Origin of the sequence: Paenibacillus sp. DS2015 (genome assembly GCF_050433705.1) — a bacterium.
Classification (GTDB): Bacteria; Bacillota; Bacilli; order Paenibacillales; family Paenibacillaceae; genus Paenibacillus_AQ.
In genome coordinates this window covers 1-19,818 of record NZ_JBNPWS010000001.1, presented here as the reverse complement: position 1 = coordinate 19,818, position 19,818 = coordinate 1, and the positions used below count along the sequence as shown (strand labels likewise).

The window sequence follows — 19,818 nt, the reverse complement described above, 5'->3', positions numbered from 1 at the left end:
AGTGATTTGTGCTTTTTGCTGAATAATGTAATATTCATAAGATTTTCATAATTGGATTGAAAAGATCATGAAAACTCTGTTAGTCTGAAAGAACGCAATCCGCTTAACATACATATAAGGATAGTTTAATTCAAGAAGGGAACTCTATAAATCATGAAAATTATTCGAATCATAGTGCAGGTTGGATTGTTATATTTGTTTTATTTGGCTGGTGATTATGTACAACAACTGCTTCACCTCCCTATTCCAGGGAGTATTGTAGGGCTGTTACTCTTATTTGTATTGCTTTTGTGTAAGATCGTACCCATCAGATGGATTGAGAACGGGTCAACAGCGGTACAGTCATATCTTCCGTTATTTTTTATCCCAGCGACGGCAGGGATTGTGAATCATTTAGGCATATTCAGCGGAAAAGGGCTGATGTTGATTGTGATCATTATCATAAGTACGGCATTAACGATGGTAGTAGCGGCACATTCAAGCCAATGGCTGGCAGGTTGGAGTACAAGGAGTAAGAGGGATAATAGAGAAAAGGGGAAGGCAATATAATGGTCTTGACTGCAGCAGCGATCGTTCTGGTTAATGTAAGTATTTATATCGTTATGTCTGTGTTATACAGACGTTTTCACTTTCCCATACTGATGCCTGCATTAACAGCTACTTTTACAGTTGTTGTGCTGCTGTTATATTTTCGGATTCCTTATGAGACTTATATGATCGGCGGTCAATGGATTAACCAGCTACTGGGACCCGCGGTTGTCTCTTTAGCTTATCCTTTATATAAGCAACGGCACGTATTACGGCGCAATCTTCCAGCCATTCTGGGAGGAACACTTGTGGGCCTGTTCGTAGGGATGTTCAGCGGGATGCTAATGGCTGTTAGTATGGGATTTCCTAAAACATATATTCTTTCGCTATTACCTAAATCTATTACGACGCCCGTAGCGATTCAGATATCAGATCGTTTGGGAGGGGAATCTTCTTTAACCTCCGTATTCGTCATGATTGCCGGATTTACGGGAGCTATTGGTGGACCCTTTATCTTAAAGCTCTTCAGAATTAAAAGTGAGTCTGGAATTGGGATCGGCCTAGGTACCGCGTCACATGCATTGGGTACTGCGAAATCATTGGAGTACGGAGAGCAATCCGTGTCCATGAGCTCCGTAGGAATGACTGTGTGCGCGATTGCAGGATCATGTGTAGCGCCTTTCGTTGCGTGGTTGATGTATCCTCATTGATCTATTGTGAAAATTACGTAATAAAACATCTGTGAAAAAGGGGAAAAAGTATCTGCCAGAGCGATGGGGGGATACTAGGCAAAGCATGTTATATCACATTCATATTCCAAATCGTCAGTTATAATAAAGAAAAGTGCTAAGTATAGGGTACGGACTTGAAATGTCTATACATTTAAGTTATTATTATATAATATTTACTATAAATAAGGTTGTTGTAAACATTTATATAATATTGATATAATGAAGAAGCTTAATGGAGGTGTTATTTAGGCCATGATGATTACAGAGCATATTGAAGAGATCAAAAGGCAACTGACTGCCAAAGGTTATAAGCTGACATCGCAGCGTGAAGCGACTGTTCGAGTGTTACTGGAGAATGAAGAGAATCATTTAACGACAGAAGAAGTGTATATGCTAGTCAAAAAGAATTGTCCGGACATTGGTATTGCTACTGTTTATCGGACATTGGAATTGCTGAAAGAGCTACATGTTGTTGAGAAAATTAACTTTGGTGATGGTATCGCACGCTTTGATTTACGGTTTATGAACCAGCCTCACTTTCATCATCACTTAATTTGTACAGAGTGTGGTGCTGTTCAGGAGATTCAGGAAGACTGGTTAATGCCTATGGAGAAAAGAGTTGAACGCGAATTTGGATTCACCGTTACGGATCATCGTCTTGATTTTCAAGGGGTCTGTAAATCTTGCAATGATAAAAATGCTGCAAACAGGGATAAATGCCAAGCTGTTTCATAAATAAAATTTAAATGGTTAAAAACTGAGCTCAGCCTTTTAAGGTTGAGCTTTTTACGTGTGTTTTTTAGTGTTTTTTTTGGCATGTACACATAAAATCAAAACCACAAAAATATAATCTTCTTGTAACTATATTGCAACGTTTGCTCATCGCAGATCATCTATAATTAAAGAAGAGAAATATTGAGAATTATGGATTACAGCGTTTTGAAAAGGATGAGTATGGGTAAATAACAATATAGAGTTAAGTAAAGAGTAAAGTAACGCTGTAAGTACAAAGGAGAATTACGATGAGAAAATCAGCCCTATTCATGACGATATTGGTTATTGTGCTTTTGACATCTATAACGACGGCAAGTGCAATTGGATATCAGCCTGCTGAACCCAAGGATGACACATCTACAGCCATGATTGCTAGTATAGTCCAAGAGAATGGTCATTTATATATTGAAGCAGACACCATCCAATGGTATGAAGGTGAAGTTGCGAACGAGAAGTTTCTCGAACGCGAGCAAGATATAGGCGACATGACAGGTCCGCCCGATGGATATTACGTGATCAATGACGATCCACAATTGCAAAAGTTAGAAGTAGCTGCAGATGCTGAAGTGTTCATGCAAATTTATGATCATGACGGTACTTACGAAAGTATGCAAGTGGAATGGAATGAGCTAGTCTCATTACATAAATTCGACGCCATATATCACAATAATGAGATGTTAGATGTTAGTGTGTTCCCTTACCACCTGACAGTAAAAGATGGCAAAGTCATAAAAATTGTTCAGCAGTTCATTCCTTAAATAGAAAATATATAAAGTAACCGTTGTATGATCCAGCACTTGTTCATGAGTGCTGTTTTTTTTCGTTTAAGGACTTGTAGTTTTAGGGTGAGGAGTATAATATTCAAAAGAATGATATATAGATATACCAAAAAAATACATAAGGAGAGTTGAAAGTGTGGAAACATCAAGAAGTAATATTAAATTAGTTGTGGCAGGGCTATTGCTCGCTATATTTATGGCGGCGATTGATAATACCATCGTGGCTACAGCGATGGGGACTATCGTATCTGAGCTTGGAGGGTTTGATAAATTTATATGGGTAACGTCTGCCTATATGATTACAACGATGGCAGGGATGCCAATCTTCGGTAAGTTGTCTGATATGTATGGGCGTAAACGATTTTTTGTTTTTGGGATCTCGGTATTTCTATTAGGATCTATACTGTGTGGGTTTGCTCAAAGTATTGAGCAACTTGCCATTTATCGTGCCATTCAGGGGATTGGTGGCGGAGCGTTGATGCCGATTGCCTTTGCCATTATTTTTGATATATTCCCACCTGAGAACCGTGGTAAAATGACAGCTTTATTAGGCGCAGTATTCGGAGCAGCAAGTGTCGCAGGTCCATTGCTCGGAGCTTATATTACGCAATATATTGGTTGGGAATGGATTTTCTACATCAATGTTCCGATTGGAATTGTAGCTTTGTTTTTCATTATTCGTTCATATCATGAGTCTACACAACATGTGAAGCAAAAGATCGACTGGTGGGGGGCTGCGACGCTCGTTATTGCAGTCATCAGTTTAATGTTTGCATTAGAGCTTGGCGGTAAAGAGTATGCTTGGGATTCTACCGTTATCATTTCCTTATTTACAAGTTTTGCTTTATTCTTTATCATATTCTTCTTTGTTGAACTCAAAGCACAAGAACCTATTATTCCTTTCTGGTTATTCAAACGTCGGTTATTCGCTACAACACAAATATTAGCCTTTCTATATGGGGGCACATTTATCATTATGACGGTGTATATTCCGATATTTGTTCAAGCTGTGTATGGTGGATCCGCTACGAATGCGGGATTAATTCTAACACCTATGATGTTAGGGTCTGTGGTTGGTAGCTCCATTGGGGGGATATTTGTTGCCAAAACGAGCTATCGTAACTTAATGATTCTATCCGTTTTTTCATATTTCGTCGGTATGTTTATGTTAAGTACCTTGACTCCGGATACAGCTCGTACTTTCTTAACGATGGCAATGATCATCGTAGGATTCGGAATGGGCTTCTCCTTCTCTCTTCTGCCAACATCTTCAGCGCACAATCTTGAAGCTCGTTATCGGGGAACCGCGAATTCGACGAATCAATTTCTTCGTTCGCTTGGGATGACGCTCGGAATTACGATCTTTGGTACGATTCAGAATAGTGTGTTCACGAATAAGCTTGCAGAGAACTTCAAGGGAATGGATGATGCGACTTCCGCCATGTCTAACTTTAAAGATATAGATGTTAGGCAAATTTTCCAAGTGGGTGTTCGTTCACAAATCCCAGCTGAGATTCTGGATAAAATCGTGAATGCCATGTCATCATCGATTGCTCATATATTCTATATTGCTTTAATTCCAGTTGGAGTAGCTGTCATTGTTGTATTCCTTATGGGTAAAGCGCGCGTTCAACTGAATAAATCACCCTCTGCTGAATAAACGTCTACTAGTCGGATGAAGGAGAACCGTAATGTCCAACGGTAAAGTGAACCTTAGAACGAATGTATGGTTATATAGTGCTTGTCTCGTTATGATTGTAACAGGGATTTCTGTTCAATTAATATCGATCAAGGAAAGTGTGATATTGGGGTTAGTTATAGCGATAATCTCATATTATGCACCTACTTCACGTGGGATCAGGAACATTGTACATTTGAGTGTTATATACATGATGGGTTACTGGACAGCGGCGTATATGGATTCGACGATTACCTATTTACTAAATCAAGCTAACCTATCACAAGAATTAGTAATCGCTTTATCACGGTTCAGCCTCATCGGGTATCTTTTACCTTTTATGATATGGGATAAAGTTCAACCAGCTCAGACACGTTACTTTACCTTTGGGAGCTTTACTCGCCCCATTCATTTCCCTTTCATATGGGTTGGATTGCCGAACCCGATGTGGCAATTTCTACTTATCGGTGTAGTGGTCATAGTATCATCCTTTGTCGCTGTTATTGATTGGGGACGAGCTGACTTTGTTACGCTTCTCCTGTATGGAATCGTCTTCGCCTTCATAAACGCTATTCTCGAAGAATTTCTTTGGAGAGGTTATATTCTTACGCGATTTGTGGATGGGTTAGGTGAGAGACTCGGATTGATTATAGGCAGTATTCCGTTTGGTATGTATCATTATTCATTAGGATTTCCTTGGAGTATCTGTGCACTATTTGCTGTATTAGGGATGATGTTAGGCGGCATTGCGATAAGATCGAGAGGGTTGCTACCTGTGATCCTTCTTCATTTTATCATGAATGTATTATTTGTATTGAGTGGGTTGATTTTTTAGAAAAGAGGCGGAATATCTTGAATTCTGACATTATTTTATTTGATCTAGACGGAACACTTACGGATCCTAAGCTAGGGATTACGAAATCTGTACAATATGCTTTATCTAAATTTGATATTATAGAGCCTGATTTAGATAAGCTTGAGATGTTCATAGGTCCGCCACTTGCCGTTTCTTTTACAGATTTTTATGGATTCTCTGAGGCAGAGGTGAGCCAAGGGGTTACTTATTTCAGAGAGTACTTTGTAGACAAAGGAATGTTCGATAACGCCGTATATTCGGGGATTCCTGAGCTATTGCAAATGCTGCTTAATCAAGGCAGAACACTTATGATTGCTACGTCGAAACCAACTGTATATGCTGAACAAATCGTCAGGCATTTCGGCATCGATCATTATTTCGCGGCACTGTATGGTAGTAATCTAGATGGAACGATGGCAGATAAAACTTCCATTATTCGGAGTATTATCATAGATAAAGAGTTAAACAAAGAGTCAACGATCATGATCGGAGATCGGAAACACGATATCATTGGGGCGAATAGCAATGAGATTTCGTCGATTGCTGTTGAATATGGGTATGGAAATCATGATGAATTGCTCGATAGTAAGCCGACTTATATGTATCGAACGGTGGCTGAACTGACACATGCATTCTCCATAGCAAGGTAACCAATCTAACCATAGACAAGGCAGGGTGGTAATATGGCAGAAAGAGATGAGTTAATCCGATTCGGCGTATCATTTCCAGCACCGTTGATTGAACAGTTCGATCAGTATATTGAAGATCAGGGTTATACGAACCGCTCAGCGGCGATTAGAGATTTAGTGCGGAGATCATTGTTAGAGCCTTCCCGTCTGAGATCAGATGAATTAGTCGCTGGTACGATTGTAATGGTGTACGACCATCACATTAGCGAGTTACCGATGGTGCTAATGGATTTGCAACATCAGTTCCACCATGACATTATCTCTACGATGCATGTGCATTTAAACCATGCACAATGTTTAGAGGTGATCGTTGTCCGGGGTAATGTATCCAATCTCCGGTCACTGCATCAGCAAATTCAGGTCCAGAATGGCGTGTTCTACGCGGAGTTGTCTGTAACGTATGCTGATGACCAAGCTTCAGCGGAGCATGACCCTGATCATAGTCATAATCATAATCATAATCATAATCATATATAATTCCTAATGAACAACCATCATTCAGCAGATGGTTGTTTTTTTTTATGTGGAAATTTGACGGAATAGATGTGAAAATAGATGAATTCTCCATTTGTCTGTGCTACACTTTTATCAAAACGTGTTACAAGTGGGTAGTGGGGGAGCGAGAATTAATGTTGAACAGATCTATGAAGTTAGTTATTGTACCCGTGATCTTGTTATGTATCCTGTTGGCGGGGTGTTCGAAATCTGCCTCACTGACAGTCGAAGATGAAGACAAAAATGTACAATCGGATAGAGCTGAGCTGATCCTTGCTATTGGTAGCGAACCAGAAGATGGGTTTGATCCAACCACAGGCTGGGGACGTTATGGCTCTCCGTTGTTTCAGAGTACCTTACTTAAGAGAAATCATGATTTGAAGATCGTTAACGATCTCGCACAACGGTATGAAGTCAGTGATGACGCTAAAGTATGGACAGTGAAAATTCGTAAGGATGTGAAGTTCTCTGATGGACAACCATTAACTCCAGCAGATGTTGTATTTACCTTCGAGAAGATAGCGCAGAACGCCTCAACGATCGATTTGACAAATATGGTGAGTGTGCAGTCTCAGGGGGATGATACCGTCATTTTCACATTGAAAGAGTCACAGTCTACCTTTATATCACTGTTAATATCCACAGGTATTGTTCCTAAACACGCTTATGGTGACGGATACGCGGGGAACCCAATCGGGTCAGGACCATATCAATTGGTACAGTGGGACAAAGGACAACAGGTTATTGTTAAATTGAACCCAGAATACTATGGTAAAGTTCCTTTCTTCAAGAAGCTGACCTTTGTATTCCTAAATGAAGACGCTTCCTTCGCTAGTGCGAAGACTGGGAATGTGGATGTTGCTTACATTGTGTCTTCGTTAAGTAATCAGACTATTGAAGGAATGCATATCGAGGATGTGAAGACCGTTGATAATCGCGGAATTATGTTCCCTTATGTCCCTTCTGGTGGAACGACCAAGGATGGATACCCGATTGGAAATGATGTTACATCAGATATCGCGATCCGGCGAGCGGTCAATGTCGCTATCGATCGTCAGAAGTTGGTGGATGGGGTGTTGAATGGTTACGGAACACCTGCATACTCGGCGAACGATAATCTCCCTTGGTGGAATCCAGAAACGGTGATCCAAGATGGTAAGATCGACGAGGCTAAGCAGCTTCTAACAGATGCGGGTTGGGTAGATCGTAATAATGACGGTATTGCCGAAAAGGGCAACCTTCAAGCTGAGTTTACTATGTTATATCCTTCAGGTGATATGACTCGCCAATCGCTAGCGCTGGCTACTGCTGATATGGTGAAATCTGCGGGTATTCAGATAAATGTTGAGGGTAAGAGTTGGGAAGAGATTGAGAAGATGATGCATTCCGATGCAGTTCTGCTGGGTTTCGGTAGTCATGATCCACTGGAAATGTACAATATTTATAGTACGGATTATCAAGGGGTAGAGTACTACAACCCAGGGTATTACAGCAATTCAGTTGTCGATGAATGGATGCAAAAGGCTATGGAAGCGTTGACTGAGGTAGAGGCGTTAGAATATTGGAAGAATGCACAATGGGACGGACAGACAGGATTGAGTGGACTTGGAGATACGCCATGGGCGTGGCTTGTTAATATTGATCATTTGTATTTGGTTAATGATAAGCTAGATATCGGTAAACAGCGTATACAGCCTCATACACATGGATGGTTGGTCACTGACAATATTGAAGAATGGAGATGGGAGGAATAAATAGAAGGGGGGTTCATCATGTTCCGCAATTGGGGTTTGTTTATAGGGCGGAAGGCTTTTCGGCTCGTCACCCTCTTAATTATGGTTAGTATCGTCTCATTTACATTAGTTAGTGTATCCCCTATTGACCCCGTACAAGCCTATATTGGCGCGGATATGATGAAAGTAAGTGCAGAACAGAGACAGGAAATAGCTACCTATTGGGGATTAGATCGACCTCCTGTAGAGCAGTTCACGCATTGGGTATCTGCATTGCTTCATGGCGACTTCGGTACTTCTATGATCTATAGAGAGCCTGTAACCGAAGTGATTAGTGATCGTTTCGTAAATTCACTGGTACTTATGGCATCATCATGGATCGTAGCGGGTGTCGTTGGTTTTATATTAGGTGTCATAGCTGCAATGAAGAAGAATACATGGGTGGATCGTTGGATTAAATGGTATTGTTATACGCTTGCATCCACACCTACGTTCTGGATGGGTTTGCTACTACTGATGATATTTGCGGTGTGGTTGGGTTGGTTCCCTGTTGGGTTAGGTGTACCCGCAGGTGTGCTCGCGGAGCAGGTCACGCTGGGCGATCGTATCCAACATATGATTCTACCTACATTAACACTCAGTATTGTTGGCGTGTCATCGATCGCGCTTCATACTAGGCAGAAGTTGATTGACGTATTGGCTAGTGACTATGTGTTATTCGCTAGAGCTAGGGGGGAGAGTGGTTTCACTCTACTTCGCCGACACGGTCTAAGGAATATTGCGCTGCCGGCGATTACATTGCAATTTGCTTCTTTTAGTGAATTATTTGGCGGCGCAGTATTGGCAGAACAGGTTTTTTCTTATCCGGGTCTTGGACAAGCAACGGTAGAGGCTGGACTTAGAGGTGATGTCCCTTTGTTATTAGGGCTCGTTCTCTGTAGTGCATTATTTGTATTTACAGGGAACGCCATATCAGATATCCTCTATCGCTGGGTGGATCCCCGAATTCGGGAAGAAGGTAAGACAGCATGAGGATATTTAATAGGCGACAACGCACATTAACGACTGCTGTAGGTGCTGTAGTGTTGTTATGTTCGATAGGATTAGGCAGTATGCTGATGGATTCGAATTCATCTTCAACACATTTAGACGCGCGTAATTTACCTCCAGCGCTAAGTCATCTGTTCGGTACGGATTGGCTAGGAAGAGATATGTTTATGCGTACTGTGCAAGGTCTTTTTTTGAGCATCCGTGTCGGACTCATAGGTTCATTGTGCAGTGTGCTTATTGCAGCTATCTTAGGATTGATGTCTGCAACGATGGGGAAAGTTGTGGATACGGTTATCTCCTGGCTCATCGATTTATTCTTAAGCGTTCCACATTTAGTTATGCTAGTTCTTATTTCTTTTGTATGTGGCGGAGGGATGAAAGGGGTTATTATCGGTGTCGCATTTACGCATTGGCCCAGTCTCGCCCGTGTAATTCGCGCAGAAGCTATGCAATTGAAATCTGCTGAATTTGTGCAGGTATCTAGGAATCTAGGGAAATCTAGAGGGTGGATCGCCCCAAGGCACTTATGGCCTCATCTCGTTCCACAGTTGCTTGTTGGATTATTACTTTTGTTTCCACATGCTATTTTGCATGAGTCATCAATCACATTCCTTGGACTCGGACTGTCACCACATCAGCCAGCAATCGGTATTATTTTGTCTGAATCTATGCGGTATTTATCCACGGGAATGTGGTGGCTTGCCGTTTTTCCAGGTCTGGGGCTTCTAATTGTCGTGCGGTGTTTCGACTGGCTTGGTGAACAATTACGCTTATTGGTTGATCCACATGGGGCACGTGAGTAGTATATATTTCAATCATTGTCGGACGGCATGATGCATACGGAGGCGAGTTCTAGGTATGGCTATTCTGGAAGTACATAACCTATCGATATCTTTTACTAAATACACACTGGGATTACGTCAGCAGACTACGAAGGTATTAGATGGAGTCAATTTATCAGCTGAAGCAGGGGAGATCGTGGCTGTTGTCGGTTCAAGCGGGTCGGGAAAGAGTCTGCTTGCACACGCAATATTAGGCATACTTCCAGATCATGCTGTCATGACCGGCACGATTCGTTACAAGGGGGAGGTATTGGATGATAAGCGAAAGGCAACTCTCAGAGGACGTGAGATTGCACTTGTACCCCAATCCGTTAATTATCTTGACCCGCTAATAAGGGTGGGTTCACAGGTGCGCACATCGGTGCGAGATAAAGATCCTGTTACTGAGCAGCGAAAAATATTCAAACGTTATAGACTAGCGGAACATGTAGAACGGTTATTTCCATTTCAATTATCGGGAGGCATGGCACGGAAGGTACTTGTCTCAACAGCAACCGTGAGCGGTGCCAGTCTTATTGTGGCCGATGAACCTACACCGGGTATGCACCCAGAAGATGTGAAGGAAGCGCTACAACGCTTTAAAGAACTAGCGGCTGATGGCTGTGCCGTATTGTTCATAACACATGATATTGAATCGGCCCTACAGATCGCTGATCGAGTGGTCGTCTTCTATGCCGGTACTACGGTTGAAATTGCATCTGCACAAGACTTCACAGGTCAAGGGGAACGCCTTCGGCATCCCTATAGTCGTGCTCTATGGCAGGCATTACCTCAGAATGATTTCAGCCCGATAGCAGGTACTCAGCCCAGTCCAAGCCAGCTACCCACGGGATGCTTATTCGGACCACGTTGCCCAAGGGTTGTGTCTGAATGTAACCTTGAGCGGCCTAGTATACAAGAGGTTCGTGGTGGAAGTGTGAGGTGTATTCGTGCAACTTGAAGGTAAGCAATTAAGTTATCGACATGGGAAAGGGCCTTGGCTTTTTCGGGGATTAGATGTTTCGATACAGTCTGGTGAAGTGGTGGGAATGGTTGGGCCTAGTGGCTGCGGCAAGACGACCTTAGGAAGGATATTAGCTGGATATACGAAGCCGGATGAAGGAGAGGTTACAATAGATAAGTCTGAGATACCTCGCCGGGGGCATCATCCTGTTCAAATGGTTTTTCAGCATCCCGACCGTGCGGTTAATCCACGCTGGAGAATGCGACGAACGTTAACTGAAGGCTGGAATCCAGAGGCTTCCTTTATCAAGGAAATGGGGATTGAGGAAGAGTGGCTTGAGCGATGGCCCAATGAACTTTCAGGTGGTGAAATTCAGCGTATCTGTATTGCTCGTGCATTAGGACCAGATACCCGATTCTTGATTGCAGATGAGATGACGACGATGTTAGATGCTATTACTCAGGCACAGATATGGCAGAGTATGCTTGAAATAGCAAAGGCTCGTCAATTAGGATTGTTGGTTATTAGCCACGATTGGCATCTGATTAAACGGTTCTGTGATACGATTATTCCTTGGAACTCTAATATCGATTAATTGCTTCAAAGACAGTCAATCCTGTATAAGGATATGGCTGATTTTTTTGTGAATAAGAGTTGAAATGAGGGGAAGTCGCATAAGTTCATAGTGGAAGTTGTAAACCATCAGCTACATGGATGTTAGAGTGGAACTTTATCGTGCAGAGCAATGGGAACTATAACGGTAAAGGGATAAATGTCTGAAGGAGTGATCGTAGAATGGGGCTTGTTCACGGGTCCGGTAAGTTCGACCGATACGATATGTCAGATGAATTTTCATTGCTGAAGGCGAACAAGGATGCGTGGGAAGTGTTCTATGCTATTTATTACAATGCTAAATATCATAGTTTTAATCAAGAAATGTTGTATAACATAAGTTTAGATCGGGAGACTTACTGGATTTACCAAGGGGAACATCGAATTGGGGGCGTAGTGATGGGGCCTAACTTGATGTATCTGCTGTATTTCATTCCACCCTTTCAGCAACAGAGCAAAGTCGTCCTTTTATTAAAGAATGTTCTTATGCAATGGTCAGATTTGTCGTCACCTATTCATGTATACGAAATATTGCCGGATCAAGTCGATCTGTTTGCTAGGGCAGGATTCTGGCCTGATGCGTATCGACATCGCTGGATGCAAAGACCAACGGAGGTAATGGAGACGGATTGGGAGAAGACGCTTATCGTTACAGACGCAGTAGTTCAGGATAGACAGGGTACAAGAGGATTAGTCCATGATAAGGAAATAGGACATTTATTCTTTCGCTGTATGTCGAATGGAGTAAGTGTTATGGAGCGAAAGCAAGTGCCCTTAAGCCATTATATTAGTAACGTTCAGTTGTTGGCTGAACAGACAAATGATATTGCACTTAAAGCCTCTACATTAGTGTATGACAAACGGAACAAAGCACTCATTGCGGCTTGTCTCATTTCTGTTCAGGGTCACTCTCCTAACATTTATAATATAGGAGTACTACCAAGCTATAGTAAGCGCGGCATTGGTACGAATATGCTCACAAGGGCACTAACCGTGCTACACGATCATTATCCTGTGTTGAGGGTGTATGTGTTACAAGGAAATCCTGTAGAATCGGTTTGTTATCATATGGGTTTCATGCCAGGGCCATTGCTCATCCGGAGAATGACTCTTTCAATGGAATAAGGGTCGAGATATAAGGAACCATCAAGGAAGAGATTTGTGTATATGTCGATACTTCCATGTTAGAATATTTCAAGGGGGAATCATAAATGAGTGCGCAATTAATTATTGTAGAAGGATTACCCGGCTCTGGTAAATCAACAGGGGCTCGTCTGATCGCTGATATTCTTCAAGAGCGAGGTAAGAATGTTGTACTGGTGGAGGAAGGTGATCTTGATCATCCAGCAGATTATGAGGGGGTAGCCAGCTTCACTCCTGAGGAGTGGGAGGAGCTTTGCTATACACATAAGGATCATCAGATGCATCTATGCTCAAGAGCTTTTTATGAAGAGGGTAATTATTTCTTACCTTATCGTAAAATACAACAAGATGAGCCTGGGCAGCTACCGCCGTTGCTCTTGGCTGATCTGTTCAAGCAGGATATTTACGAGGTATCCCTGGAGCGTAACATGCAACTGATCTCGGCCAAGTGGAACAAGTTCGCTGCAGCAGCTGTTTCTCAGGATAAAGTCTATGTGTTTGAGTGTTGTTTCATCCAGAATCCTGTAACGGTAAGTATGATCAAACATAATCGAGAAGCGGAGGAATCCCTTCGTTATGTACAGCTGTTAGAGAAAGCTATAACACCGCTTAATCCAATTCTAATCTATATGGATCAGCAGGATTATGATGTTACCTTTAATAAGGCTGTTGCAGAACGGCCGGTTGAATGGTCTAATGGATTAATGGATTATTATACATCGCAAGGTTATGGACAAGCACATGGATATGCGGGTATCGAGGGTACTTTGAAAGTATTGTATGCTAGAAGGCAATTGGAAGAGCAAATTATGAAGGCATTGTCGCTCTCATCGACTACCGTCGATAACACTCAGTATGATCTGGTGCAACTAAGACAAGTACTAGCAAACATTTTGATAGATGAGTAAGAAAACGTTTCGTATTATAGGTTGAAAAGGAGTGACAGCGTGATATATGTTGCATTAGTAGTCGGTATTATACTGCTGGTTGCAGCTGGTGTGCTGGCACGGAAAAATTCACAGATCATCGCAGAGAAACGAGGGTTAAGTGAGGCAGAAGTTTCTTCAATCCAGTATATCGTGCACCTTACAGATCGTTGGACAGAACGAGAACAGTTGGCGCTCCTTCCGTTGTTTCATATATCGTACAAGGATGGAGAACAGGAGCTACATGCGTATCTTTGTCGAGTCATAGGCACTAAGGGTGAGTTGAGACTGCAAGAGGCTAAGAACGTGATGATTCACAAGATTCGACATGCGGTCCAGAAGGATCTATTGACATCAAGTGCATCTAAATACGAGTTAGCTATAAATGATGAAGAGAAGAGCATGATAACAGAACTACTCCAAGAGTTAGATAGGTTCTAAAGCAACTCAGGAATAGGGGGGGGGCGTCTTTAGTTCATTCTATATATTTTTCCAGATTTGTGCTAAGGTAGAAAAATGGCTAATGAAGGGAGATTGAATTATGCATATACTCAGTTATAGTGATCCATCCGATTTCTTGAATCGTGTTGAACCTGTGTTACTGGAAAATGAAATGCTTAATAATCTTCCGCTTGGTATCGTCTATCGTCTGGTCGAGTCATTCAAGTACACGGTGAAGGACGTGCATCATGATGGACCGCTTCCCTTCATGGCTGTAGTGAGTAACGATGAGAAAGATATCTTGATCTTAGTCAAAACGACGGAGCATCTCATACTTTACATTAGTGAACAGGTGGTGAATGACGAATTTATAGCTGAGGCCTGTTCTACGGCTATTCAGTACATTGTGGAACAAGAAATCTCAGTTCCTAGTATTATTGCTTTACGAGAGACAGCTTTTCTCTTTGCCAAGGAATGGAATGTAATTACGGGTCAGAGCTCTGAAATACAAATGGATCAAAGAATATATGTTTGTACCCAAGTGAAGGATTTAAAGTTAAGTCCGGGTATTTTTAGAGCGGCTGAGTTTAGAGATATTCCACTGTTGGGTCAATGGATTTATGAATTCGCTGCTGAAGCATTGGAAGTCATGTCGATAGATCGTGCGATCAAGTTAGCTAAGACGGCTACTGAGAGTTCAGCGATCTATCTATGGATTGATGATGGCGAACCTGTCTCCATGGCACAACAGACTAGACCCACCTTGCATGGAGCGGTAGTGAATATGGTATATACACCACCTGAGCATCGTAATCAGGGCTATGCTAGCTCTTGTGTGTCGACGCTAACCAGAAATATGCTGCGTGGATCGTATCAATTCACTAGTCTGTATACAGATTTGAGTAATCCCGTCTCGAATCATATCTATATGAATATTGGGTACGAACCTAAAGCAGATTCTGTTGTTGTAGTATTTAAATAATACGTAGTAGATCAGACCACGGAGTTGAGCTCGTTCTTAACCAGGGCACCTTAGGGTGAAGGGCTAGAACGAGCTCGATGCTCTTTACGATGCATGGATGGTTGTGTGGATAACTTGAATGGGGGTGTGTTAGACGTGAATATGAAAAGAATTTCGGCTGAGCGGGCGGTCCAATATATTAAAGATGGGATGAAAGTTGGACTGGGCACAGGCTCTACCGCTTATTGGGCGATTCAAAAGATTGGTGAACGAGTCAAGGAAGGGTTATCTATTCAAGCCGTAGCTACTTCAAAAGCATCGGAAAGGCATGCGGCCGAGCTGGGCATTCCCTTGATTCCATTTAGCCAGATAGAGCATTTAGATGTAACGATTGATGGCGCTGATGAATTGGATTCACACCTACAACTCATCAAAGGTGGTGGAGGGGCTTTATTAAGAGAAAAAATCGTAGCCTTCCATAGTCATAAGTTAATTATTATAGCTGATGAGAGTAAATTTGTGGACAAGCTTGGTCGCTTTCCATTACCCGTGGAAGTCATACCATTTGCAGTCGAATGGACTCTTCATTCGTTGCAACAATTAGGTTGTCGGCCTCAGCTTCGCACAGATGGAGAGAAATTATTTGTTACGGATAACGGGAATTATATTGCAGACTGCCAATTTGGAAGTATCGATTCGCCGACGGATCTGCAAAAGCAAATTTCAGGTATACCTGGGATTGTAGACCATGGGTTATTTATAGGGCTTGCAGATGTTGCTGTTATTGGTCATTCAGACGGTTCTGTAGCTATTGTGGAACGGAAGTAACATGTCTAAATCATTCATTAGGGTAATGTTATGGGCTCTGATCATAAGTTATAGCTTATGTTTACTATATTGGATGTTTATAGGTTTTGGTCGTGTGCGGCATGTGGGGGCACCCCTTAGCTATAATCTAATTCCACTCGAAACCATAATTTTATATGTACGTCACCATAATGAGATCTCAACTTCGACTTGGCTTATTAACTTGTTTGGTAATGTGGGTGTATTTGTTCCGTTTGGTCTATTCATACCTGTCCTACGAAAGTGTCTAAGATCTTACATAAGACTGGCCATGTTATTTGTCCCTTGTATCATCGTGCTTGAATTGAGTCAAATGATACTAAGGGTAGGGAGTTTAGATGTAGATGATGTTATTCTCAATTTGTTGGGGGTATGGATCGGTTATTTCATTATTAATCGGTTCTTATAAAATATATTGTGATTGTATATTTGACATCAAGTAATCATTATATTATCTTGGTGTTAAGATAATTTATTTGGAGGTTTTCTATCATGAACGACAACACGAATTTGAATGAACCCTTGGGGGATAAGAGTGATGAACTCTCACTAGATCTCTTTATTGTATTGGCGCGTGCTTATAATTCTGTAGTTTCACATTCTACACGAAGTATCCAAAGTTATGGACTTAATTCCACTGAATTTGGTGTTCTTGATTTGTTATACCACAAAGGCCCCCAGCCGTTGCAAAAAATTGGGGAGAAAGTTCTGATTTCCAGTGGGAATATTACATATGTTGCCGATAAATTACAAAAGAAAAACTTACTTGTACGCATTGCCTCACCTGATGATAGACGAGTCATATTTGCAGATCTGACGGAAGAAGGAAGATCATTTATTCAAGAAATTTTTCCACATCATCAGAGCGTTCTTGTTGAGGCGGTCAAGGGGTTAGACGAAGCTGAGAAGAAGGTTGCGATTACTCTTTTGAAGAAGCTTGGATTATCCGCTGAGGATAGTTTCAAACAACAAACATAATTGGCGAAAACGGTAACGATTTGCATAAAGGTAGTGGATCCTGTATCGTTTCCTGTAGCGAATATCATGACTAAACGACATATAGGAAGTGAATATATCAATGAATGGACAAGTTCGCGCTAATATTCGTCCGGGGCTAGAGGTAGATATTGTGTTGAAGCAGGACCAACCGACAGGTAAGCTAACAAGAGGTATCGTCAAAGATCTGTTAACCAACTCACCGAAGCATCCACATGGCATTAAAGTTAGATTAACTAGTGGTCAAGTTGGACGTGTGCAGATGATTATTCAATAAAGATCTTTAATAATAAAGGCAGTCCACACCTTCATCTGGTGGGATTGCCTTTATTATTGTCGTGGGTATCTTATTTCCTTGGCCTATGGGTCGGTCAGTTCATCCTAAATCGCTCAATGTGTTGCGATAAATTTTCCTGAATCAGGATTTCCTTCTGCCTTGAACCCATAAGGTCGAAATGGGGAAAAGGGGATCGATTGTGAATATATTGGGGTGGTAACCCATGATCGATGCACCACTTGGATAACCTTTCAAGGTCTGAACATCCCACTTTAGTGACTGTGGTAATGTTGGGGAAGCGAGGGTCTAACCAATAATGTGTCAAAAAGGCAATTTCACCGCTGTTTACAGCTTCTTTCCACGTCGTTAACTCTTCTCTTTTGATTCCAAAAGCCATATTATTGTCCCATCCTAATCCCTATAGTTAGACACCATTATAGCACATTCAATATTTTAGAAAAAACCAAGAAATCTCCAATCCAATTATGCTATATTAACTCCATATGCTTCCGTTACATCATCCTAAAGTAGACATAGCAGGGGGACTTCACATGTCAGATCAAGTCGTAATCGGGATAGACGGGGGTGGCAGCCACACTCGGATTGTTGTTGCTGATTTAAGAGGTACAATACTGTCTTATGTTGTGAAGGGTGGCTCAAATCCATTTCATCATGAAGACGCGGGACTACATCTTACAGAAGGTATTTCAGAGGCGCTACTTGTTGCAGGGCGCAGAGTTGAAGATGTTGCAGCCATGACGGCAGGCTTAGCGGGTCTTGATGAAGATAAGGATTACCAGTGGGCACAAGAACAGTTATCTATAACTGGAATATCGGGTGTTATTAGTATTGAAAGTGATGCATTAACTGCGCAGGTCGGGGCTTTTCGTGGAGAGCCAGGTATTGTTGCCATTTGTGGTACAGGATCGGTTATTTATGGGCGCAATGAGGAGGGAACGGAACTCCGTAATTATCAGTTCCAACATTATGCTCCAGCAGCGGCAAGATTTCTAGGCTATGAAGTAGTTCATCTCATCATTGCGGGACAGTATGGGAGTGATGATCTACAATTCGTACATAAGATTCTGGATTTCTGGCAATGTACTGATGTCCATGAACTTGTTAAGAAAGGTGCCAAAGGTTTCGATCCAGATGCAAAAAGTAGAAATCGGTTATTTGGACAGCTAGCTCCACTTATAACTTTAGCAGCCGAACAAGGCATTCCATTGGCTTGTCAAGTATGTGATAGCGCGGCTGCTTCGGTTGCGATAGCAATTCGCTTAGTAGGATCAGGCTTTAGTCAGCCTGAAGTCTCTATTTCTTTCATAGGTAGCGTACTGCTGAGTTCTTATATGCAAAACGCCGTAGAACAACAGATGAGCGTTGCTGATATCTCTAGAAGACGATATGTATATCATCAGGCGTACTTGAGTCCTGTCGTAGGTGCTGCATTACATGCTTATCGAAAGATAGGAGTGAATCCTTCTTGGGAATGCTTGAGCTTACTTGATGAGGATGTTAAGCAGTATACGCATTGAAATAAGGAAACACGATGAAGACAGATTGGCCTACAGCGCCATCTGTCTTTTTATCTTCAAGCTTTCCTGATAGAATCTGGAATTTTGATGCTATAATATGGGGAATATGGATATGGGTGAGGAGGGGGAGTGAGACGAAAGACTTCGTCTATCAACCACAGAGCAACGATTTAAGCGAAATCGTTTATTCAGCTGTGAGGGAGGGATATGTGAAATCGTAGATTAGTAGTTAGGTGAAATATTCGTATGAAACATAATATAAAGAATCATAGCCGCTCAGGGGGCTGTGGTATGCAAATCAAACAAACTAAAGAGCACGAACTTAAAAATTAAACTCAATCAAGAATTACAGAATATTCATGCCACATTGTAACCTAAATATTATAGGGGTGATTAATAATTTGACGACGTTATACAGAATATGGATTGTAATATCTCTTATATTTCCGTTAATAGGTGTAATTAATTTTTGGCCAAATTATGTTGATAATGAATTCCCGTTGTTTACTGATGGTGTGATTGTTCTAATATTTCTCCCTTCATTTTTTATATTCTTCTTCTCTTTATTGACACTTCTGATCAATAAACTACTGATAAACAAGACTGTTTATAGATTTGTAGTCGGTATCACATTATATTGTTTAACATTTTTGGCTTTGTATTATATTTTCAAAGATATCTGGAGCATCAATATTAGAATAGCAACAATTTCATTAACTTCGTTAGCTGGTCTTATACACTATTGGATTTCATTTTTCATATCATTTAAATTCAATGCCTCTAATGGAATCAATGAAAACATATGGAGAAAGTAATACCAATAGGTCATTAGATTATTGGTCTAACAACGGTATTTCTAATAATTTTTACGATAAGATTGGATACTGTCAACACCAACTTAATAATCCCCAAAAGTAGCAGTTGAAAATTCCCTACATCGAGCAAAATTATGAATCTTTATCTTCCGTAGAATCTGGTTT

24 protein-coding genes are annotated in these 19,818 nt (G+C 41.4%); 23 read left to right on the top strand and 1 reads right to left on the bottom strand.

The genetic code is table 11. The features are described from left to right. Positions 1-153: 153 nt before the first annotated feature. The 21 genes from J2T13_RS00120 (at position 154) to J2T13_RS00020 (ending at position 17,300) form a co-directional block, all read left to right on the top strand. A complete protein-coding gene (locus J2T13_RS00120) occupies positions 154-549 on the top strand; it encodes a CidA/LrgA family protein (protein WP_429367171.1) in 396 nt (131 codons plus the stop codon). Next, positions 549-1,238 (top strand): LrgB family protein, encoded by a 690-nt coding sequence (locus J2T13_RS00115; RefSeq protein WP_429367169.1) that lies wholly within the window; start codon positions 549-551, stop codon positions 1,236-1,238. The genes J2T13_RS00120 and J2T13_RS00115 overlap by 1 nt, the downstream gene beginning before the upstream one ends. A 273-nt stretch (positions 1,239-1,511) precedes the next feature. Continuing rightward, positions 1,512-1,994 (top strand): Fur family transcriptional regulator, encoded by a 483-nt coding sequence (locus J2T13_RS00110; RefSeq protein ID WP_429367167.1) that lies wholly within the window; start codon positions 1,512-1,514, stop codon positions 1,992-1,994. Positions 1,995-2,281: 287 nt separating this feature from the next. After that, positions 2,282-2,791 carry a hypothetical protein gene (locus tag J2T13_RS00105; protein WP_429367165.1) on the top strand — a complete coding sequence of 170 codons (510 nt, stop codon included), beginning with the start codon at positions 2,282-2,284 and terminating at the stop codon, positions 2,789-2,791. A 217-nt stretch (positions 2,792-3,008) separates the two neighbouring features. Next, the gene (locus J2T13_RS00100) at positions 3,009-4,472 is read left to right on the top strand and encodes an MDR family MFS transporter (protein ID WP_429367762.1); all 1,464 of its coding nucleotides are present in this window, start codon (positions 3,009-3,011) and stop codon (positions 4,470-4,472) included. Between the two features lie 31 nt (positions 4,473-4,503). Then, the gene (locus J2T13_RS00095) at positions 4,504-5,325 is read left to right on the top strand and encodes a CPBP family intramembrane glutamic endopeptidase (protein ID WP_429367163.1); all 822 of its coding nucleotides are present in this window, start codon (positions 4,504-4,506) and stop codon (positions 5,323-5,325) included. A 17-nt stretch (positions 5,326-5,342) separates the two neighbouring features. Beyond that, positions 5,343-5,996, top strand: coding sequence for an HAD hydrolase-like protein (locus tag J2T13_RS00090; RefSeq protein WP_429367161.1), 654 nt, complete (start codon positions 5,343-5,345; stop codon positions 5,994-5,996). A gap of 33 nt (positions 5,997-6,029) precedes the next feature. Continuing rightward, positions 6,030-6,512 (top strand): nickel-responsive transcriptional regulator NikR, encoded by a 483-nt coding sequence (gene nikR / locus J2T13_RS00085; RefSeq protein ID WP_429367160.1) that lies wholly within the window; start codon positions 6,030-6,032, stop codon positions 6,510-6,512. A gap of 152 nt (positions 6,513-6,664) precedes the next feature. After that, on the top strand, positions 6,665-8,284 hold the full coding sequence (locus J2T13_RS00080) for an ABC transporter substrate-binding protein (protein WP_429367159.1): 1,620 nt from the start codon (positions 6,665-6,667) through the stop codon (positions 8,282-8,284). A gap of 18 nt (positions 8,285-8,302) precedes the next feature. Then, positions 8,303-9,295, top strand: coding sequence for an ABC transporter permease (locus J2T13_RS00075; RefSeq protein ID WP_429367157.1), 993 nt, complete (start codon positions 8,303-8,305; stop codon positions 9,293-9,295). Beyond that, a complete protein-coding gene (locus J2T13_RS00070; protein WP_429367155.1) occupies positions 9,292-10,116 on the top strand; it encodes an ABC transporter permease in 825 nt (274 codons plus the stop codon). Before J2T13_RS00075 ends, J2T13_RS00070 begins: the two co-directional genes overlap by 4 nt. Positions 10,117-10,171: 55 nt before the next feature. Continuing rightward, positions 10,172-11,095 (top strand): ABC transporter ATP-binding protein, encoded by a 924-nt coding sequence (locus J2T13_RS00065; protein WP_429367153.1) that lies wholly within the window; start codon positions 10,172-10,174, stop codon positions 11,093-11,095. After that, positions 11,085-11,693: an ABC transporter ATP-binding protein gene (locus J2T13_RS00060; RefSeq protein ID WP_429367151.1), complete on the top strand. Its 609-nt coding sequence runs from the start codon at positions 11,085-11,087 to the stop codon at positions 11,691-11,693. The genes J2T13_RS00065 and J2T13_RS00060 overlap by 11 nt, the downstream gene beginning before the upstream one ends. A 200-nt stretch (positions 11,694-11,893) precedes the next feature. Further along, the gene (locus tag J2T13_RS00055; RefSeq protein ID WP_429367149.1) at positions 11,894-12,835 is read left to right on the top strand and encodes a GNAT family N-acetyltransferase; all 942 of its coding nucleotides are present in this window, start codon (positions 11,894-11,896) and stop codon (positions 12,833-12,835) included. A gap of 86 nt (positions 12,836-12,921) precedes the next feature. After that, complete coding sequence (locus tag J2T13_RS00050) at positions 12,922-13,761, top strand: hypothetical protein (protein WP_429367147.1); 840 nt, start codon at positions 12,922-12,924, stop codon at positions 13,759-13,761. 39 nt (positions 13,762-13,800) lie between these two features. Next, the gene (locus tag J2T13_RS00045; protein WP_429367146.1) at positions 13,801-14,220 is read left to right on the top strand and encodes a hypothetical protein; all 420 of its coding nucleotides are present in this window, start codon (positions 13,801-13,803) and stop codon (positions 14,218-14,220) included. Positions 14,221-14,320: 100 nt separating this feature from the next. Then, a complete protein-coding gene (locus tag J2T13_RS00040; protein ID WP_429367144.1) occupies positions 14,321-15,202 on the top strand; it encodes a GNAT family N-acetyltransferase in 882 nt (293 codons plus the stop codon). Between the two features lie 135 nt (positions 15,203-15,337). Next, positions 15,338-16,009 carry a ribose-5-phosphate isomerase RpiA gene (rpiA, locus tag J2T13_RS00035; RefSeq protein ID WP_429367142.1) on the top strand — a complete coding sequence of 224 codons (672 nt, stop codon included), beginning with the start codon at positions 15,338-15,340 and terminating at the stop codon, positions 16,007-16,009. A gap of 1 nt (position 16,010) precedes the next feature. Further along, positions 16,011-16,436, top strand: coding sequence for a VanZ family protein (locus tag J2T13_RS00030; protein WP_429367140.1), 426 nt, complete (start codon positions 16,011-16,013; stop codon positions 16,434-16,436). 83 nt (positions 16,437-16,519) lie between these two features. After that, the gene (locus J2T13_RS00025; protein ID WP_429367138.1) at positions 16,520-17,005 is read left to right on the top strand and encodes a MarR family winged helix-turn-helix transcriptional regulator; all 486 of its coding nucleotides are present in this window, start codon (positions 16,520-16,522) and stop codon (positions 17,003-17,005) included. Positions 17,006-17,105: 100 nt separating this feature from the next. Beyond that, positions 17,106-17,300, top strand: coding sequence for a YwbE family protein (locus J2T13_RS00020; protein ID WP_429367136.1), 195 nt, complete (start codon positions 17,106-17,108; stop codon positions 17,298-17,300). A 94-nt stretch (positions 17,301-17,394) separates the two neighbouring features. Here the strand turns inward: J2T13_RS00020 and J2T13_RS00015 are convergent, their stop codons facing one another. Next, on the bottom strand, positions 17,395-17,697 hold the full coding sequence (locus J2T13_RS00015; protein ID WP_429367134.1) for a hypothetical protein: 303 nt from the start codon (positions 17,695-17,697) through the stop codon (positions 17,395-17,397). A 154-nt stretch (positions 17,698-17,851) separates the two neighbouring features. On the opposite strand from J2T13_RS00015, the gene J2T13_RS00010 reads away from it, so the two are divergent. Together J2T13_RS00010 and J2T13_RS00005 are read left to right on the top strand one after the other, a co-directional pair. After that, entirely contained in the window at positions 17,852-18,838 is a 987-nt protein-coding gene (locus J2T13_RS00010; RefSeq protein ID WP_429367133.1) for an N-acetylglucosamine kinase, read from the top strand. A 14-nt stretch (positions 18,839-18,852) separates the two neighbouring features. After that, positions 18,853-19,059 (top strand): hypothetical protein, encoded by a 207-nt coding sequence (locus tag J2T13_RS00005; RefSeq protein WP_429367131.1) that lies wholly within the window; start codon positions 18,853-18,855, stop codon positions 19,057-19,059. Positions 19,060-19,818 lie beyond the last annotated feature (759 nt).

Excerpts from the sequence above, each read along its gene's own strand:
- J2T13_RS00005 (WP_429367131.1), top strand. The coding sequence starts at position 18,853 with ATGAAGACAGATTGGCCTACAGCGCCATCTGTCTTTTTATCTTCAAGC.
- J2T13_RS00055 (WP_429367149.1), top strand. The coding sequence starts at position 11,894 with ATGGGGCTTGTTCACGGGTCCGGTAAGTTCGACCGATACGATATGTCA.
- J2T13_RS00110 (WP_429367167.1), top strand. The coding sequence starts at position 1,512 with ATGATGATTACAGAGCATATTGAAGAGATCAAAAGGCAACTGACTGCC.
- J2T13_RS00120 (WP_429367171.1), top strand. The coding sequence starts at position 154 with ATGAAAATTATTCGAATCATAGTGCAGGTTGGATTGTTATATTTGTTT.
- J2T13_RS00065 (WP_429367153.1), top strand. The coding sequence starts at position 10,172 with ATGGCTATTCTGGAAGTACATAACCTATCGATATCTTTTACTAAATAC.
- J2T13_RS00015 (WP_429367134.1), bottom strand. The coding sequence starts at position 17,697 with ATGGCTTTTGGAATCAAAAGAGAAGAGTTAACGACGTGGAAAGAAGCT.
- J2T13_RS00010 (WP_429367133.1), top strand. The coding sequence starts at position 17,852 with ATGTCAGATCAAGTCGTAATCGGGATAGACGGGGGTGGCAGCCACACT.
- J2T13_RS00025 (WP_429367138.1), top strand. The coding sequence starts at position 16,520 with ATGAACGACAACACGAATTTGAATGAACCCTTGGGGGATAAGAGTGAT.
- J2T13_RS00105 (WP_429367165.1), top strand. The coding sequence starts at position 2,282 with ATGAGAAAATCAGCCCTATTCATGACGATATTGGTTATTGTGCTTTTG.
- J2T13_RS00075 (WP_429367157.1), top strand. The coding sequence starts at position 8,303 with ATGTTCCGCAATTGGGGTTTGTTTATAGGGCGGAAGGCTTTTCGGCTC.
- nikR (WP_429367160.1), top strand. The coding sequence starts at position 6,030 with ATGGCAGAAAGAGATGAGTTAATCCGATTCGGCGTATCATTTCCAGCA.
- J2T13_RS00030 (WP_429367140.1), top strand. The coding sequence starts at position 16,011 with ATGTCTAAATCATTCATTAGGGTAATGTTATGGGCTCTGATCATAAGT.
- J2T13_RS00050 (WP_429367147.1), top strand. The coding sequence starts at position 12,922 with ATGAGTGCGCAATTAATTATTGTAGAAGGATTACCCGGCTCTGGTAAA.
- J2T13_RS00080 (WP_429367159.1), top strand. The coding sequence starts at position 6,665 with ATGTTGAACAGATCTATGAAGTTAGTTATTGTACCCGTGATCTTGTTA.
- J2T13_RS00020 (WP_429367136.1), top strand. The coding sequence starts at position 17,106 with ATGAATGGACAAGTTCGCGCTAATATTCGTCCGGGGCTAGAGGTAGAT.
- J2T13_RS00040 (WP_429367144.1), top strand. The coding sequence starts at position 14,321 with ATGCATATACTCAGTTATAGTGATCCATCCGATTTCTTGAATCGTGTT.
- J2T13_RS00095 (WP_429367163.1), top strand. The coding sequence starts at position 4,504 with ATGTCCAACGGTAAAGTGAACCTTAGAACGAATGTATGGTTATATAGT.
- J2T13_RS00115 (WP_429367169.1), top strand. The coding sequence starts at position 549 with ATGGTCTTGACTGCAGCAGCGATCGTTCTGGTTAATGTAAGTATTTAT.
- J2T13_RS00070 (WP_429367155.1), top strand. The coding sequence starts at position 9,292 with ATGAGGATATTTAATAGGCGACAACGCACATTAACGACTGCTGTAGGT.
- J2T13_RS00100 (WP_429367762.1), top strand. The coding sequence starts at position 3,009 with ATGGCGGCGATTGATAATACCATCGTGGCTACAGCGATGGGGACTATC.